Annotated in this window: 16 protein-coding genes; 13 read left to right on the top strand and 3 right to left on the bottom strand. The window is 70.4% G+C overall.

Features of this window, described 5'->3' with window-relative positions:
- The first annotated feature begins 18 nt into the window (after positions 1-18).
- Complete coding sequence (locus tag ACFUPX_RS25275; RefSeq protein WP_383326854.1) at positions 19-927, top strand: aldo/keto reductase; 909 nt, start codon at positions 19-21, stop codon at positions 925-927.
- Between the two features lie 586 nt (positions 928-1,513).
- Positions 1,514-2,710, top strand: a complete 1,197-nt coding sequence (locus ACFUPX_RS25270; RefSeq protein ID WP_383327042.1) for a hypothetical protein — start codon at positions 1,514-1,516, stop codon at positions 2,708-2,710.
- Positions 2,711-2,772: 62 nt separating this feature from the next.
- Here ACFUPX_RS25270 and rox read toward each other — a convergent pair whose 3' ends face one another.
- The gene (gene rox / locus ACFUPX_RS25265) at positions 2,773-4,224 is read right to left on the bottom strand and encodes a rifampin monooxygenase (protein ID WP_383326851.1); all 1,452 of its coding nucleotides are present in this window, start codon (positions 4,222-4,224) and stop codon (positions 2,773-2,775) included.
- Between the two features lie 222 nt (positions 4,225-4,446).
- Positions 4,447-4,794: a VOC family protein gene (locus ACFUPX_RS25260; RefSeq protein WP_383326848.1), complete on the bottom strand. Its 348-nt coding sequence runs from the start codon at positions 4,792-4,794 to the stop codon at positions 4,447-4,449.
- A gap of 162 nt (positions 4,795-4,956) precedes the next feature.
- Here ACFUPX_RS25260 and ACFUPX_RS25255 point away from each other — a divergent pair, with 162 nt between their 5' ends.
- The 8 genes from ACFUPX_RS25255 (at position 4,957) to ACFUPX_RS25220 (ending at position 12,673) form a co-directional block, all read left to right on the top strand.
- Positions 4,957-5,505: a tellurite resistance TerB family protein gene (locus ACFUPX_RS25255; protein ID WP_383327039.1), complete on the top strand. Its 549-nt coding sequence runs from the start codon at positions 4,957-4,959 to the stop codon at positions 5,503-5,505.
- A 185-nt stretch (positions 5,506-5,690) separates the two neighbouring features.
- Positions 5,691-6,821, top strand: coding sequence for an LLM class flavin-dependent oxidoreductase (locus tag ACFUPX_RS25250; RefSeq protein WP_383326845.1), 1,131 nt, complete (start codon positions 5,691-5,693; stop codon positions 6,819-6,821).
- Positions 6,818-7,903: an alpha/beta hydrolase gene (locus ACFUPX_RS25245; protein WP_383326842.1), complete on the top strand. Its 1,086-nt coding sequence runs from the start codon at positions 6,818-6,820 to the stop codon at positions 7,901-7,903. The genes ACFUPX_RS25250 and ACFUPX_RS25245 overlap by 4 nt, the downstream gene beginning before the upstream one ends.
- A gap of 81 nt (positions 7,904-7,984) precedes the next feature.
- The gene (locus ACFUPX_RS25240; protein WP_383326839.1) at positions 7,985-9,400 is read left to right on the top strand and encodes a DUF6421 family protein; all 1,416 of its coding nucleotides are present in this window, start codon (positions 7,985-7,987) and stop codon (positions 9,398-9,400) included.
- The gene (locus tag ACFUPX_RS25235) at positions 9,397-10,167 is read left to right on the top strand and encodes an SDR family NAD(P)-dependent oxidoreductase (RefSeq protein ID WP_383326836.1); all 771 of its coding nucleotides are present in this window, start codon (positions 9,397-9,399) and stop codon (positions 10,165-10,167) included. Before ACFUPX_RS25240 ends, ACFUPX_RS25235 begins: the two co-directional genes overlap by 4 nt.
- Before the next feature lie 29 nt (positions 10,168-10,196).
- Positions 10,197-11,279: a threonine aldolase family protein gene (locus ACFUPX_RS25230; protein WP_383326833.1), complete on the top strand. Its 1,083-nt coding sequence runs from the start codon at positions 10,197-10,199 to the stop codon at positions 11,277-11,279.
- Positions 11,280-11,362: 83 nt separating this feature from the next.
- A complete protein-coding gene (locus tag ACFUPX_RS25225) occupies positions 11,363-11,959 on the top strand; it encodes a transglutaminase family protein (RefSeq protein ID WP_383326830.1) in 597 nt (198 codons plus the stop codon).
- A gap of 27 nt (positions 11,960-11,986) precedes the next feature.
- Positions 11,987-12,673, top strand: coding sequence for a B3/4 domain-containing protein (locus ACFUPX_RS25220; RefSeq protein WP_383326827.1), 687 nt, complete (start codon positions 11,987-11,989; stop codon positions 12,671-12,673).
- A gap of 5 nt (positions 12,674-12,678) precedes the next feature.
- Here ACFUPX_RS25220 and ACFUPX_RS25215 read toward each other — a convergent pair whose 3' ends face one another.
- Complete coding sequence (locus ACFUPX_RS25215) at positions 12,679-13,407, bottom strand: lysophospholipid acyltransferase family protein (RefSeq protein ID WP_383326824.1); 729 nt, start codon at positions 13,405-13,407, stop codon at positions 12,679-12,681.
- Positions 13,408-13,607: 200 nt separating this feature from the next.
- Here ACFUPX_RS25215 and ACFUPX_RS25210 point away from each other — a divergent pair, with 200 nt between their 5' ends.
- From ACFUPX_RS25210 to ACFUPX_RS25200, 3 genes are all read left to right on the top strand, one after another.
- Positions 13,608-13,970: a thioredoxin family protein gene (locus ACFUPX_RS25210; RefSeq protein ID WP_383326821.1), complete on the top strand. Its 363-nt coding sequence runs from the start codon at positions 13,608-13,610 to the stop codon at positions 13,968-13,970.
- Between the two features lie 239 nt (positions 13,971-14,209).
- On the top strand, positions 14,210-14,719 hold the full coding sequence (locus ACFUPX_RS25205) for a flavin reductase family protein (RefSeq protein ID WP_383326818.1): 510 nt from the start codon (positions 14,210-14,212) through the stop codon (positions 14,717-14,719).
- A gap of 230 nt (positions 14,720-14,949) precedes the next feature.
- The coding region (locus tag ACFUPX_RS25200; protein WP_383326815.1) for an electron transfer flavoprotein subunit beta/FixA family protein at positions 14,950-15,608 on the top strand (659 nt) is incomplete at its 3' end.

Below are 15,608 nucleotides of genomic sequence, written 5' to 3'. Positions count from 1 at the left end.
TCAGGCATGACTTCAGGCATGACGACAGAGACGATCACCGCTGCCGCGTCCGGCACTTGGCTCCTCGGCGACCTGCCGGTCAACCGGATCGGCCTCGGCGCGATGCGACTGCCGCAGACCGGCGAAGCACTCGTCCCCCATGCCGTCCCCCGCGACCGCGACCAGGCGATCGGGGTCCTGCGCCGCGCGATCGAGCTCGGCGTGAACCACGTCGACACCGCCGCGTTCTACTTCTCGCCCCTGCGCTCCGCCAACGAACTGATCAACCGAGCCCTGGCCCCGTACCCCCACGACCTGGTCATCACCACCAAGGTCGGCCCCGGCCGGGACCCCTCGGGCCAATGGCAGCCGCACGCGGCCCCCGAGCAGCTGCGTGGCCAGGTGGAGGAGAACCTGCGTCAGCTCGGCCGCGACCACCTGGACGTGGTGAACCTGCGCATCGTCGGGACGGACTCGATCGCCGAACGCTTCGGCGCCCTGGCCGAGTTGCGCGCCGCCGGGCTCATCCGGCACCTGGGCCTGTCGAACGTCACCCCCGCGCAGCTCACCGAGGCGCGGGCCATCGCGCCGGTGGTGTGCGTACAGAATCTGTACGGTATCGGGGTGCGGCCCGACCAGGACGCGTTCGTCGCGTCCTGCCGTCAACAGGGCGTCGCCTTCGTGCCGTTCTACGCGATCGCCGGCGCGGGCCGCCAGGCCGGGGCGAGCGGCAGCGACCACCCGCAGATCGTGGAGATCGCCCGGACGCACGGGGTGAGCCCCGCCCAGATCCGGATCGCCTGGACACTGGGGCGCGGCCCGCACGTGCTCGCCATCCCGGGCACGGGCGACCCCGACCACCTCGCGGCGAACGTGGCCGCCGGCGCACTCGGGCTCACCGATGAGGATCTGACCCTGCTCGACACCCTGCACCATGCGGGCAGTTGACGAGACGCCCGGCATCCGACGAGGTCAACCGGCGGCCACGCCCGCGCGGCCGGACTCCGGAGGGGCATGGTCATCTCGGGGATCGGAAAGGCGTTGTCCGCTCCTGCCTGCTCGTTCTACTCTGACGCCGAGGCCCGCCCCCAGCCCCCGGAACGGCCCGACCGCACACCGCTCACGCTCCGCGTCGAGCGGTGGACATGTCGGTGACCCAGGCCGCCGGTTCCGTACCTCCTTGCAGCGGACGCACGGAAACCGGCCCGTCCCGCCGACCGGTGCATCAGGGGCCTCTCCCGCGGCTTCCGAGCGTCGGCCGGTGTGGACACCTGCTCCTGGGCGGCAGGGGGAGCCTGCCCCCAGGAGCGCCGCGGCCGCCGCCGCCGAATTCGGCGGCGGCCGCAGGCTCCGGCAGCACCGTCCACTGTCCGGAGCAACCCCCTCCATACCCGACTTCCCTGGCCCGACACCCCTGAGACCGCACCTATCGCGGCCGGTCCCGGGGCCCGTGCGACGGACGGATCGCCTTCCCGCTGCCACTTGTGGGGTGAGCAGCGGATACGGTGCTCTGGTGATTGATGGGGAGGGGACGGTGCCAGGGACCGCGCTGCTGATTGCGGCCGCGCCGGTCGGCAAGGCCCGTATGGTGGATGCGGCCTCCGTGCTGCCCGTACTCGCGGCGGTCACACCGGCGGTGCTCGCCGGGACCGCGACCGCGAGTGTCGTGGAGCTCGCGGACCCGCTCGACCCGCAGACCGTGCTCACCCGGCTGCGGGCCGCGGCGATGGCGCCGGGTCCCTTGACGGTGTACCTGGTCGGGCAGTTGCAGCTCGACCGCCGCCAGCAGCTGCAACATGTCGCCCTCGCGCGGACCACCGCGGCGACGGTGCGCTACACCGGATTCCCCTGGCACTGGATCGGCCAGGAGCTGCGGTTGCGCCCGCCGGGCAGCACGACCGTCATCGCCGATCTGCATGCCGACGCGGACAGTTGGCAGCAACTGGCCCAGCGTCCGCTGGACGTGGGGGCGGGCGTGGCGCTGTACGGGCGGATCGCCCCGGCGCCCGGTCGCCGTGCCGCCGTCGCGGTGCCCACGTACATGAAGGCGCTGGCGACGGTCCTGCGCAGCGGACACCGGCCGCCGCTGCCGGACCTGCATCAACACGTCGTGGCCCAGGCGCTGGAGGAGGGCGCGATCGACATCGTGCTGGCCGCCGACCCTGCTGCCGCTCTCCACGCGGACACCTTCGGGGGCATGCGCGACGGGGTGCTCGTGCCCGCCCAGCAGGGCGCGCATCAGGCCGCCCGGCATCAAGTCCCCACCCCCGGCTCACCGCCTTCGTCGGCGCCTCGGACCGCCGGCGCGGACCCGCACGCGGCGATCACCAAGGCCGTGGAGGCGGGACGGCACGGCGAGGCCGCGGCCATGGCGGCGGCGTGGGAGCAGGAGGCGCTGCGTACGCACGGGCCGTCCTCGCCCGAGGTGGTGCACTGGATGGAGGTCCGCGGGCATCTGGCGATCTTCGCCAAGGAGCCGGTCCGCAGCTGCGAGATCTGGCTCGCCGTGGTCTCCACCAGACTCACGGCAGGCCAAGCCCCGGACGGCCCCGATGTCGAGGCGGCGGCGGACCTGGCCCACCACCAGTGGGAGCAGGTCCGCGACCCGGACACCGTGCGCGAACTCGGCCCGGCCATGGTCGCGTTGCGGCGCCGCGTGCCGGGCCGCCAGCGCGGCACGGTGCATCTCGTACAGCAGCGGCTCGTGCAGTTCCACACGCAGGTCGGCTGAGGGCCGGCCCCGAGGGACCGGCCCTGCGCGCACGTCGCGTACGACGCTGACCTCGCGTACGACTACGAAGCCGTGGCCGCATCCTCGTCGTGGCCCGGTGCGCCGAACCACTGCGTCAGCGGGCCGAGCAGGTCCCGCTGATCCTCACCGGCCCACACCACGTGGCCGTCCGGCCGCAACAGCACGGCGGGCACGTCCAGTTCCTCGCTGACGTCGACGACGTGATCGATCCGGTCGGCCCACCCGGCGACCGAAAGGCGCCCGGTCTGGTCGAGCAGCAGCCCGCGGCCTTCGTGCATCAGCTCGTAGAGACGGCTCTGCTTGAGTGCCACGTCCCGCATCCGCAGGCCGAGCATTTCGTGGCCGTCGCCGAGGTCGTAGCGGACGTCGACCGCGGTGATCATGCCGGTCACGTACCGGTTGACCTCCTCGAAGTCCATCAGCCTGGAGAACAGCTCCCGCAGCGCCGTCGGTCCCCGGTCGGTGCCGAGCAGCGTGATCTGCGCGCGGGTGTTGTCCAGGACGCGGGCGCCCACCGGGTGCCGTTCGGCTTCGTAGGTGTCGAGGAGCCCTTCCGGCGCCCAGCCGTCGACCGCCGCGGCCAGCTTCCAGCCGAGGTTGAACGCGTCCTGCACACCGAGGTTGAGCCCCTGCCCGCCGGTCGGCGGGTGGATGTGCGCGGCGTCACCGGCGAGGAACACCCTGCCGACCCGGTAGCGCTCGGCCTGCCGGGTGGCGTCGCCGAACCGGGAGAGCCAGCGCGGCGAGTGCACACCGAAGTCGGTGCCCGCGACCGCCTGGAGCCGTTGCTTGAAGTCGTCGAGGGTCGGCTCGGTCGCACGGTCCTCGGCCACCCCGTCGGCGGGCACGACGACGCGGCACACCCCGTCCTCGCCGAGGGTGACACCGAAGCGCAGCTGTGTCTTGCGGACCTCCGCGACGACGGCGGCGAGGGTCGCGGGATCCTCGGTCACCTCCATCTCGCCGAGGAGCGTCTCGACGGTCGCGGGCTCGCCGGGGAAGTCGACGCCGAGCAGTTTGCGTACGGCACTGCGTCCGCCGTCGCACCCGACGAGGTAGCGCGAGCGCAGGAGTTGCCCGTCCGCCAGCTCGACGCTCACCCCGTCCTCGTCCTGGCTCACGCCGACGACTTCGTGGCCGCGCCGGATCTCGGTGCCGAGCTCGACGGCACGCTCGTTCAGGAGCCGCTCGGTGACCGGCTGCGGGGTGGCGACGCCGTACGGGTGAGCCGTGTCCAGCCGGTCGGGCCACGGCTTCATGATGCCGCCGAAGAGACCGCCGACCTGGAACTTGTCATTGACCGCGAGGAACCGGTCGAGAAGCCCGCGCTGGTCCATCACCTCGACGCTGCGCGCGTGCAGGCCCTGCCCGCGGGACTGCGGGGTCGGCTCCGCCAACTTCTCCAGCACGACCGTGTGCACCCCGTGCAGACGCAGCTCGCTCGCGAGCATCAAGCCGGTCGGTCCGCCACCGACCACGATGACATCAATCATTGGGACCCCCCTGCACGAAGTGCAACGCAATGCCGTCGACGACCCGCTGGAACGGCGGCAACGTCATATCCACTTCGTGACTCTCTTTTCCGTGGTTTCTGACCTTCGAGCGACGATTGTGCGACATGACCTGGGCCTTGCCGCAAGGCCCCCACTGAGCTATATGTTGAGAGTGGCAAGGAGTGGGTATTCCTCTTGCTCGTCAGTGGGGGTCACCGGCTGTCATGGGTGGCCAAGCACATTGACCACCCGGCCATTGGGGTCCCGTACGAAGAACCGGCGTACTCCCCATTCCTCGTTCCGCAAGGAATGCACGATCTCCGCGCCGCTCTCGCACACCGTTGCGTAGACCGCGTCCACGTCGTCCACTTCCACGCTCATGTCGGGCACGACGGGCGCGGTCAGGTCGTGGCTCATGAAGGTGACCTGGGCCGTGGGGTTGGAGGGGGAGCCGAGTGTCATGACCCAGCCCAGATTCATGACCTCCTCGAACCCCAGGAGGCCGTAGAAGTCCCGGCTCTCCTCCATGGAGTCCGATCGGATGTCGGGCATGGCCCTGCGGATGGACATGGGTGGCTCCTGTCGGCAGCTGGGATCGCACGTGCCCTTGATTCTCTGTCGGAGTCACCCTTGGGAGCAGCCGGACACGGAACTCCGACGGCGGGGGAGGCGTTGACGGAACGACGCGTGGAACGCGCGCGGACGAGCGAACTGGTAGCAGAGGTGGCACGGATGGCGATGTGGGACCGGATCAAGGACCAGGCCAAGGGACTGCAGCAGTCCCAGGGGACGCGGAGCTCCGGCGGTCACGGACGGTCGGGGTCGGGGTCCTCAGGGGGGTCGAAGGCCCAGCTCGTGGGCGTGCTCAAGACCCAGCTCGCCTCCCTCAAGACGGAGCTCAAGAGCGGTGCGTACCGCGACGCGAGCATGGCCATGTGCGCCCTGGTCGCTGCGGCCGACGGCTCGGTCGACCCGGCCGAGCGGCAGCACGTGGAGTCGCTGATCCTGCAGAACGACGTCTTGAAGAACTTCCCGCCCGAGCAGCTCCGGACGCGGTTCAACAAGCACGCGGACCAGCTGACGGTCAACTTCCAGCAGGGCAAGACCGAGGCCATGCAGGAGATCGCCAAGGCGGCGAAGAAGCCCATGGAGGCCAAGGCGGTCGTGCAGACCGGCTTCGTCGTCGCCGGCGCGGACGGGTACATCGCCCCGGCCGAGGAGCAGGTCCTGCGGGAGGCGTGCGCGGCGCTCGGTGTCTCGCCGCAGGAGTTCGGCCTCTGATCACAGGCGCACACCGACCCACTGGCCGGGGCCCGCACCTCATGGTGCGGGCCCCGGCTCCGTTCTGACGGCGGACGCAAGAGCCCGCGTGGAACCCCTTGCGACTTCAGCACCTGACGACTAGTCATATGGCTAATCGGCATACGGGCGACCGCGCCGCAGCGGCTCAACCCCCTGGAGGGCACGTGCAGTTCTCCGTCATCTTCGAAGCTCAGCTCGCCGACCCCACCGTCGAACGCGAGCACCAGCTCATCCGTGACAGCGTCGAACAGGCGGTCCTGGCCGAGGAGATGGGCTTCGACCGCGTCTGGGCGGTCGAGCACCACTCCCTCAAGTGGTACGCCCACATGAGCGCGCCCGAGATCTTCCTGACCTGGGTCGCCGCGCGCACCAGCACCATCCGCATCGGGCACGGCGTCGTCTGCATGCCGTTCCGGTTCAACCACCCGGCACGGGTCGCCGAGCGCGCCGCCATGCTCGACCTGCTGTCCGGCGGGCGGCTCGACCTCGGGGCGGGGCGCGGCGGGACGCTCCAGGAGACCTCACTCTGCGGCGTCGACAAGGAACGTACGACGCAGGAGGTCGAGGAGGCGCTCCAGATCATCGGGAAGGCCTGGCAGAGCGAGGAGCTGGAGCACCATGGCGCGCTGCTCGACATCGACCCGCACCCGATCCTGCCCCGGCCCCGCCAGACCCCGCACCCCCCGCTCTTCCTCGCCTGCAGCAGGACCGAGACCCTGACGCAGGCCGCCGAACTCGGCATCGGCGCACTGGTGATGGGCTTCGCGGGGCCGGAGTCGATCGCCGGGATGCGCACCGCGTACGACGCCGCGATCGCGGGCCGCGGTGCTACCCGCTTCGTGTCCAGCGTCGTCAACGACCACTTCTCCGTGCTCTGTCCGACCATCGTGCTCGACGACCGGGACGCGGCCCGGCGCGTGGGCATCCGCGGGCAGCGGTTCTTCGCGCAGTCCATCGGGCACTGGTACGGCGGCGCGGGCATCCCCGACGAGGCCGTGGTCGAGGGGGCCGACGAGGCGGCCGCGATGCGCGAGGCCGCCGAGCAGGTCGTCGCGCGGCTGCACGAGCACGACATCCCCGTGCGGCCCACCTCCACGGCCACCTTCAACGCCGATCACGCCTACGGCACGGCCGACGACGCCATCGCCTACGTGGAGCGGCTCCGCGACGCAGGGGCCGACGAGATCATGTGCCTCATCCAGATGGGCACCGTCCCGCAGGAGGCCTGCATGGAGACCCTGCGGCAGTGGGGCGAGAAGGTCATCCCGTACTTCCGCGCCCAGGAGGCGGGATGACGGCGGCCGACGAGACGTACGGAGACCGGCTCGCCCCGGAGGCGCGCCCGCTCGTCGACGCCCTCAGCGCCGCCTTCCCCGACCTCGGCGGCGCCGTCACCGACGCGGCCGAGGCCCGCCGCATCCTCGCGGCGGCCCCCTCCCCGGGCACGGCGGGAGAGGCCGTGGGAGGGGTTGTGGGAGGGGCCGAGGACCGGGTCGTCCCCGGCCCCGCAGGAGCTCCCGACCTGCCGGTGCGGATCTACCGGCCCGAGGGGGCCGACCGGCTCGACGGAACCGACCGGCCCGACCGGCTCGACGGAATCGACCGGCCCGAGGAGGCAGACCGCCCCCGCCCCACCGTCGTCTTCTTCCACGGCGGCGGCTACACCCTCTGCGGCCTCGACACCCACGACGCCACCGCCCGTACCCTCTGCGCCGAGTCCGGCGCCGTCGTCGTCTCCGTCGCCTACCGCCTCGCCCCCGAGCACCGTTTCCCCGCGGCCACCGAGGACGCGTACGCGGCCCTGTGCTGGGCCGCGGGCCAGGCGCGGGCAGGGGCGCTCGGCGGGGATCCCGGCGCCGTGGTGACGGCGGGGGACAGCAGCGGAGGTGGCCTCGCCGCCGTCGCCGCCCTGATGGCGCGGGACCGGGGCGGGCCCGCCGTGGCGCTCCAGGTGCTGATCTATCCGGTGCTCGACGCGGGGCAGGACAGCGGCTCGTATACGTCGAACGCGACCGGCTACTTCCTCACCGCCGCGCACCTGCGGTGGTTCTGGGAGCAGTACCTCGGGCCGGACGGCGAAGGCACGCACCCCTACGCCTCGCCCCTGGGCGCGGACCTCGCCGCGCTGCCGCCCGCGCACATCGTCACCGCGGGCTGCGATCCGCTGTGCGACGAGGCCAAGGCGTACGCGCTCAAGCTGCGTCTGGCGGGGGTGCCGGTGACGCAGGGGCACCACCCGGGGATGTTCCACGGCTTCCTGGGCTTCACGCGGCTCCTGGAGGATGCGCGGGCAGCGGTGGCGGATGTGGCAGAAGCGGTCGCCTCGACGGTGTCCGACAGGAAAAACAGCGGTGATGTTGGGGGTAGCACAGGATAATTTCCCGAGCCTCCTCTTGTGGTGGAGAGCCTCGCCCGCATACGGTGTTCTGACGCGAGGTTCTCCCGTGGAGGTTGACAAGTGACGGAAATTCTTGTGCAGAGGGTTACGGAGGGGGCAGTTCCTCCCGCGAGCGGAGGTGCCCCCATGGGTAGGGTCGTGGAGCACCCGGCTTGGCCGATGCTCAAGGACGCCGTGCAGGAGATCCGCCCGTGGCAGTCCGCGGACGGCTCGATCGACTTCGAGGCGGACGGCGCACCGGCGAAGTCCGTGGCCGAACTCGCCGTCGACCGCGTGATATCCGCGATCGACCAGCTTGCCCCGCTCCTGCCGCACGACGCCGCGTACCACCAGGCGCTCGGCTCGGACCTGCGGCGCTGGGCTGACGGCGGCTTCCAGGTGCCGGACTTCCTCGACTCGCTGCTCGCCTTCCAGCCCGCGGCGCACCGCGAGGACGGCCTCCAGCACCTCGTGGTCTTCCCGATGTACACGCAGAACGGCAACCCGGACCGCAATCTCGAAGCGGTCGTCCTGCGCATGGTCTGGCCCGACTGGCTGGCCGAGCTCGAGCGCACGCGCTACGACAACCCGCTGTTCTGCGGCATCACCTTCGAGGACTTCACCGCCGGGTACGACACGAACTCGGCCGTGCTCTTCCCGGAGACGATCGCCGTGCGCGAGGCCCCCGAGCGCTTCAGCTGGGGCGGCATCTTCTGCGACCGCGAGGCGGCCCGCTTCCGCCGCGTCACCGAGGCATCCGTGGACATCCTCGGGCTCGAACTGCCCGACGACATCCGCGAGATGATCGGCGACCAGGACCGCTGCCAGCAGGCCTTTGTCCTGTGGGACATGGTCCACGACCGCACCCACAGCCACGGCGACCTGCCCTTCGACCCCTTCATGATCAAGCAGCGGCAGCCGTTCTGGATGTACGGGCTCGAGGAGCTGCGCTGCGACCTCACCGCCTTCAAGGAGGCCGTGAAGCTGGAGACCGAGGGCGTCCCGCAGGCGCGTGACGTGCAGTACGCCGTCCTGTTCGACCGGATGTTCCGCTTCCCGGTCACGGGCGACCGCGTCAAGAACTACGACGGACTCGGCGGCCAGCTGCTCTTCGCGTACCTCCACAAGCACGACGTCGTCCGCTGGACCGACAACAAGCTCAAGATCGACTGGGAGCGCGCGCCGCAGGTCACCAACCAGCTGTGCTCCGAGATCGAGGAGCTCTACCGCGCGGGCATCGACCGCCCCAAGCTCGTCCACTGGTTCGCCGCGTACGACCTGGTCGCCCAGTACCTCGCCCCGCACCCCGGATCGCGCTGGGCCAAGGGCCCCGACGCCCTGGACGTGCAGCTTCCGCCCCGTAAACTCGTCGACGACGTGCTTCCCGACGAGTTTCCGCTCAGCATGTTCTATGAGGCGCTCTCCAAAAAGCTCAAGCACGTGATCGCCTCCACCAAGGGGATCACCGCGGCGCGCGCCGAGCAGGTCGCCGCATGAGCGACCGCACCAAGGAGGCGAGGACGATGTCCGCACTCGATGGAGCCGTGGTAGCGGTCGCGGGAGCAGGCGGCCCGGCAGGCCGTGCCACGCTGCTGAGGCTCGCCGAGGCCGGGGCCACGGTCGTGGCGTCCGACGCCGACGCGGCACGCCTCGCGGAGGCCGTGGACGCCGCGCGGTACGCGCACGGCGGGGCCACCGTGATAGGCGACACGGTCGATCTCCTCGACCTCGACGCGACCAAGGGGTGGGCCGCCCGCACGGAGAAGGAATTCGGGCGGATCGACGGCCTGGTCCACCTCGTCGGCGGCTGGCGCGGCAGCGCCACCTTCGCCGAGACCGACCTCGCCGACTGGGACCTGCTCGAAAAGCTCCTGATCCGCACCGTCCAGCACACCTCGCTGGCCTTCCAGGACGGCCTGCAGCGCAGCGACCGCGGCCGCTATCTCCTGATCAGCGCGGCCGGCGCCTCCAAGCCCACGGCGGGCAACGCGGCGTACTCCGCGTCGAAGGCCGCCGCCGAGGCCTGGACCCTCGCCCTCGGCGACGCCTTCCGCAAGGCGGGGGGCGAGCAGGCCCTGTCGTCGGCGGCTGCCATCCTGGTGGTCAAGGCGCTGGTGCACGACGCGATGCGCGCGGAGCGGCCCAACGCGAAGTTCGCGGGCTTCACGGACGTCAAGGAGCTGGCCGAGGCCATCGCCGGAGTCTGGGAGCGCCCCGCCGGAGAAGTGAACGGAAACCGCCTGTGGCTGACCGAGAAGCCGTGACCGCTCGCGACACCCGTGACAGAGAAGCCGTGAACACTCCGAAGAACCCGCCGAAGACCGACGCACGCCGCCATCACGACCCGGACGTACGGGGCTTCGCCAGCGACAACTACGCGGGCGCCCACCCGGAGGTCCTCGCCGCCATCGCCCTCGCCAACGGCGGTCACCAGATCGCGTACGGCGAGGACGACTACACGGCCAACCTCCAGCAGGTCATCCGCGGCCACTTCGGCCCCACGGCCGAGGCGTTCCCGGTGTTCAACGGCACGGGGGCCAATGTCGTCGCGCTCCAGGCGATCACCGACCGCTGGGGCGCGGTGATCTGCGCCGAGTCCGCGCACATCCACGTGGACGAGGGCGGCGCCCCCGAGCGCATGGGCGGCCTCAAGCTGCTCACGGTCCCCACGCCCGACGGCAAGCTGACCCCCGAGCTGATCGACAAGCAGGCGTTCGGCTGGGACGACGAGCACCGGGCGATGCCGCAGGTCGTCTCGATCGCGCAGAACACCGAACTGGGCACGCTCTACACGCCCGACGAGATCCGCGCCATCTGCGACCACGCGCACAAGCTGGGCATGAAGGTGCACCTCGACGGCTCGCGCATATCGAACGCCGCCGCGTCACTCGACGTCCCCATGCGGACGTTCACGAACGCGGTCGGCGTGGACATCCTGTCCCTGGGCGGCACGAAGAACGGCGCGCTCTTCGGGGAGGCCGTGGTCGTCCTGAACCAGGACGCCGTCAAGCACATGAAGCACCTGCGCAAGCTGTCCATGCAGCTCGCCTCCAAGATGCGCTTCGTGTCGGTGCAGTTGGAGGCGCTGCTCGCCAAGGACCTCTGGCTGCGCAACGCCCGGCACGCCAACGAGATGGCGCAGCGCCTCGCCGAAGGGGTGCGCGCCGTCCACGGCGTGGAGATCCTCTACCCGGTGCAGGCCAACGCGGTCTTCGCGCGGCTGCCGCACGACGTGAGCGAGCGGCTCCAGAAGCAGTACCGCTTCTACTTCTGGGACGAGGCGGCGGGCGACGTCCGCTGGATGTGCGCGTTCGACACGCGCGAGGAGGACGTGGACGGGTTCCTGGCCGCGCTCAAGGAAGAGATGGCGCGCTGACCGCATAGCGATAACTGCATAGATATGCGACCGACCGTAAAACAATTGACGTACGGTCGGTCGCATTCCTATGCTCCCGTGCCATGCAGCTGATCCAGGAAAACCCTGACCTGTCGGCGTACTTGGCCGCCGACGACGTGATCGACCACCACCATCCGCTGGTCCGCGAGACGGCGGCAGGTCTTGCAAAGTCATCCGCCGATACGTACGCGTACGCCCGCGCCGCCTTCGAGTTCGTGCGCGACGCCGTCCCGCACTCGCAGGACTCGGGCCGCACGGAGGTCACCTGGCGCGCTTCCGACGTCCTTCGGGAGCGCACCGGCATCTGCACCGCCAAGTCCCACGCCTTGGCCGCCCTGCTGCGCGCCGAGGACATCCCGACGGCGTTCTGCTATCAGCGGCTGCGCGACGACAACACCAGTGGCTACTCCCTGCACGGCCTCGTCGCCGTACGCCTCGACGGCGCCTGGCACCGCCAGGACCCGCGCGGGAACATCCCGGCCGGAGTCGACGCGCAGTTCCGCCTCGGCGAGGAGCGGCTGGCCTGGCCCGTCGATCCTGAGTCCAATGAAGTGGACTATCCGGTCCTGTATGCTGAACCGAGCCCGGTGGCGCTCCGCGTGCTCAAAGAAGCCCGCGACCGGCAGCACCTCTGGCAGATCTACCCCTCAGAACTGTGACGCACGAACTGTGAGGCACGACGGACCATGACCATCGACCTGACCGTCTCCGACGAGGTACGCGCCCTCGCGCCCGGCTTCACCCACGTCACCATCGAGGCCTACGGGCTCGTCAACACCCCCAGCACCGACGAGACGTCGGCCCTCCTCGACGAGGCCGCCCGCCGCCTCGCCCAGCGGCTCGAAGGCCGCGCCCCGCACGAGGACCCGCACATGGTGGCCTGGCGCGCGGCTTACACCGCCTTCGGCGCGAAGCCTTCGCGTACGCGCAACTCCGCCGAGGCGCTGGCCAAGCGCGCCCTCGCCGACGGAGGCCTGCCGAGGATCAACACCCTCGTCGACGTCTACAACGCGATCAGCGTCGCCCACCTGATCCCGGTCGGCGGCGAGGACCTGGACCACATCAAGGGAGGCATGCGTCTGCTGCGGGCCACCGGGACCGAGGACTTCGTCACCATGGCCGGGGGCGAGCAGAGCGTCGAGCACCCGGACGCGGGCGAGGTCGTCTGGTGCGACGACGAGGGCGTCACCTGCCGGCGCTGGAACTGGCGCCAGGGTCCGCGCACCCGTCTCACCGAGGAGTCGGTCAACGCCATCTTCCTGCTCGAGGGGATGGGGCCTGACTCCGGCGTCGAGGCCGCGGGCGCCGAACTGGCCGAGCTGCTCGGGAAGTTCAGCTCCGGCGCGCGACTCACCGTCCACGCGCCGGAGTAATCGATTCAGCTCGCCTCGGCGGCCTTCACCTCGGCCGGAGTCGGCGCGGTGCCGCCGAGGTGCGCCGGCATCCACCACGTGTCGTCCGGGCCCTTGGGGCGTACGGGATAGGCGCGCTGCGCCGCTTCGAGGAGTTCCTGGCAGCGGTCGCGAAGCCGCCGGGTGATCGCGCCCGCGAACTGGTCCTTGGGAGCCTCGACCGGCTCACCGACCCGGATCGTGATCGGGATGTGGCTGCGCTTGAAGTTGCGCGGCTGCCCCTTGGTCCACAGCCGCTGCGTGCCCCACAGCGCCATCGGGATCAGCGGGACCCCGGCCTCCTGCGCCAGGCGCGCGGCGCCCGACTTGAAGGACTTCAGCGTGAACGACGGAGAGATCGTCGCCTCGGGGAAGACGCCGATGATCTCCCCGGAGCGCAGCGAGTCGAGTGCGTGCTGGTAGGCCGACTCACCCTGCGTGCGGTCGACGGGGATGTGCTTCATCCCGCGCATCAACGGCCCGGAGACCTTGTGCCGGAACACCGACTCCTTGGCCATGAAGCGCACGAGCCGCTTCTGCGGCAGAGCCGCGAGGCCGTCGAAGATGAAGTCGAGGTAACTGATGTGATTGCTGACGAGTACCGCACCGCCGGTGCGAGGGATGTTCTCCGACCCCTTGCAGTCGATCTTCAGGTCCCATGCCTTGAACAGCGTTCTCGCGGCACCGATGACCGGACGGTAGACAAGCTCTGCCATGGGTGGGGAGGGCCCTTCGTGTCTGCCTTGGGAGGGGGCTCCCGGCGGGAAGTTACGCAGCCGTAGGTTTTTCGGCGTTGCGCAGATCGTGCCCCAAGAACGGACGGCTGGCCACCCATCGTGCCCGGGGAGCGCGAGATTCTCGTCACGTTGGGAATGCCTGCGGGCGCGCCGGCGCTGAAGACGGGGACGGTTGGACCATGACGCGGGGGCGGGAGGCTGACGTGCGGATACGTGACACGGGGGACGGGCCGGACGCGTGGGCACCGGGTGCGTGGGAGGGGCACGAATTGGGGGAGCGCGCCACACTCGTGCAGTTCTCCAGCGCCTTCTGCCAGCCTTGTCGGGCCACGCGCCGGGTGCTGGCGGAGGTGGCCGAAATGGTCCCCGGTGTCTCCCATGTGGAGATCGACGCCGAGGCCGAACTCGATCTCGTACGGGAACTGCGCATCCTCAGGACACCGACGGTGCTGGTGCTCGACGCGGACGGACACGTCGTCCGGCGCGCGACCGGGCAGCCGCGCAAGGCCGATGTGATCGCCGCCCTCGGCAAGGCCGTGTGAGACGAGGAGTGCGGGGGAGGAGATCGTGATGACACAGGTCCAGGGCGCCGCCGGCGGTCTTTCATATCGCGGAACGGACTTGACTGCACCCGGCATCTATCGCCAGCCTGCTCCCATGCCTCCGGAGCTCCTTCTCTACGAGCGCGTCCACGTGGACCTCGCCCGTCATGCAAGTGCGCGCTGTCCGGGCTGCTGAGCAGCCACGGAACCGCTCGTACCTCCTGCAGAAGGACAATTCCATGACGGCCACGCCCGATCTCCGCACTCCCCAGCTCGCCTCCCCCGACCTCCTGCGCTCCGTCTTCCGGCAGCACGCGGCAGGAGTCGCCGTGATCACCGCTCAGGGCCCCGCCGGGCCCGTCGGGTTCACCGCCACCTCGCTCGTCTCGGTCTCCGCCGAGCCCCCGATGCTCTCGTTCGGCATCGGTACGGGTGCGTCCAGCTGGCCCGCGGTCTCGGAGGCCGAACACGTCGGCGTCCACATACTCGGCGAGCATCAGCTCGACCTCGCCACGACTTTCGCGCGCAGCGGCGCCGACCGCTTCGGCGCGGACACGCGCTGGTACGAGGGGCCCGAGGGCGTGCCCGTCCTCGACGGCACACTGGCGTGGCTGGTCTGCAGGGTCGCGGCGCGGGTGCCCGCAGGTGATCACCGGATCGTCCTCGCGGAGGCGGTGCTGGGCGACCCCGCGGGCGCCGGCCGGCCGCTGCTCTACCACCAGGGTCGCTTCAACGCTCTGCGCGACTGAGAGTTCCCGGACGGCCTTCCCGGCGCCCGATTACAGAGCGTTGGGAAGGTCACAGTTCAAAGCGCTTGCTTAGTGGGAATGTACTGGGTGTACTGGCGAGTAATATTCTGGTCGGAGCGCGGGCCGCCCCGACCGGGATCCGCCCCTTCAGGCGCCTATGCTGCCTGCAAGAAGGCAGTGGCCAGAGCAAGGCAGCAGCCCAGTAAAGACGATGCAGTAGGAGAGCCGGCGTGAGCTTGAGGATCGTTGTCACCGTGAAGTACGTGCCTGACGCCACCGGCGACCGGCATTTCGCCGATGACCTGACCGTCGACCGGGATGACGTCGATGGCCTGCTGTCGGAGCTGGACGAGTACGCGGTCGAGCAGGCGTTGCAGATCGCGGACGAGGCCGATGACGCGGAGATCACCGTGTTGACGGTGGGTCCGGAGGACGCCAAGGACGCGTTGCGCAAGGCGTTGTCGATGGGTGCGGACAAGGCGATCCACGTCGAGGACGACGATCTGCACGGCACGGACGCGCTGGGCACGTCGCTGGTGCTGGCCAAGGCGATCGAGAAGGCCGGCTACGACCTGGTGATCTCGGGTATGGCCTCGACCGACGGCACGATGGGTGTGGTGCCCGCGCTGCTGGCCGAGCGCCTGGGTGTCCCGCAGGTCACCCTGCTCTCGGAGGTCTCCGTCGCCGATGGTGTGGTCAAGGGTCGCCGGGATGGGGATGCGGCCTCCGAGCAGCTTGAGGCGTCGTTGCCGGCGGTGGTGTCGGTGACCGACCAGTCGGGCGAGGCCCGTTACCCCTCCTTCAAGGGGATCATGGCGGCGAAGAAGAAGCCGGTGGAGGCGTGGGATCTCTCCGACCTGGACCTGGAGGCCGGGCAGGTGGGTCTTGA

The sequence above is a fragment of the Streptomyces sp. NPDC057302 genome (genome assembly GCF_042667685.1).
In the GTDB taxonomy this organism is placed as follows: Bacteria; Actinomycetota; Actinomycetes; order Streptomycetales; family Streptomycetaceae; genus Streptomyces.
Note: the sequence above shows the minus strand (reverse complement) of the source record. Positions and strands in the feature narration are given on the sequence as shown.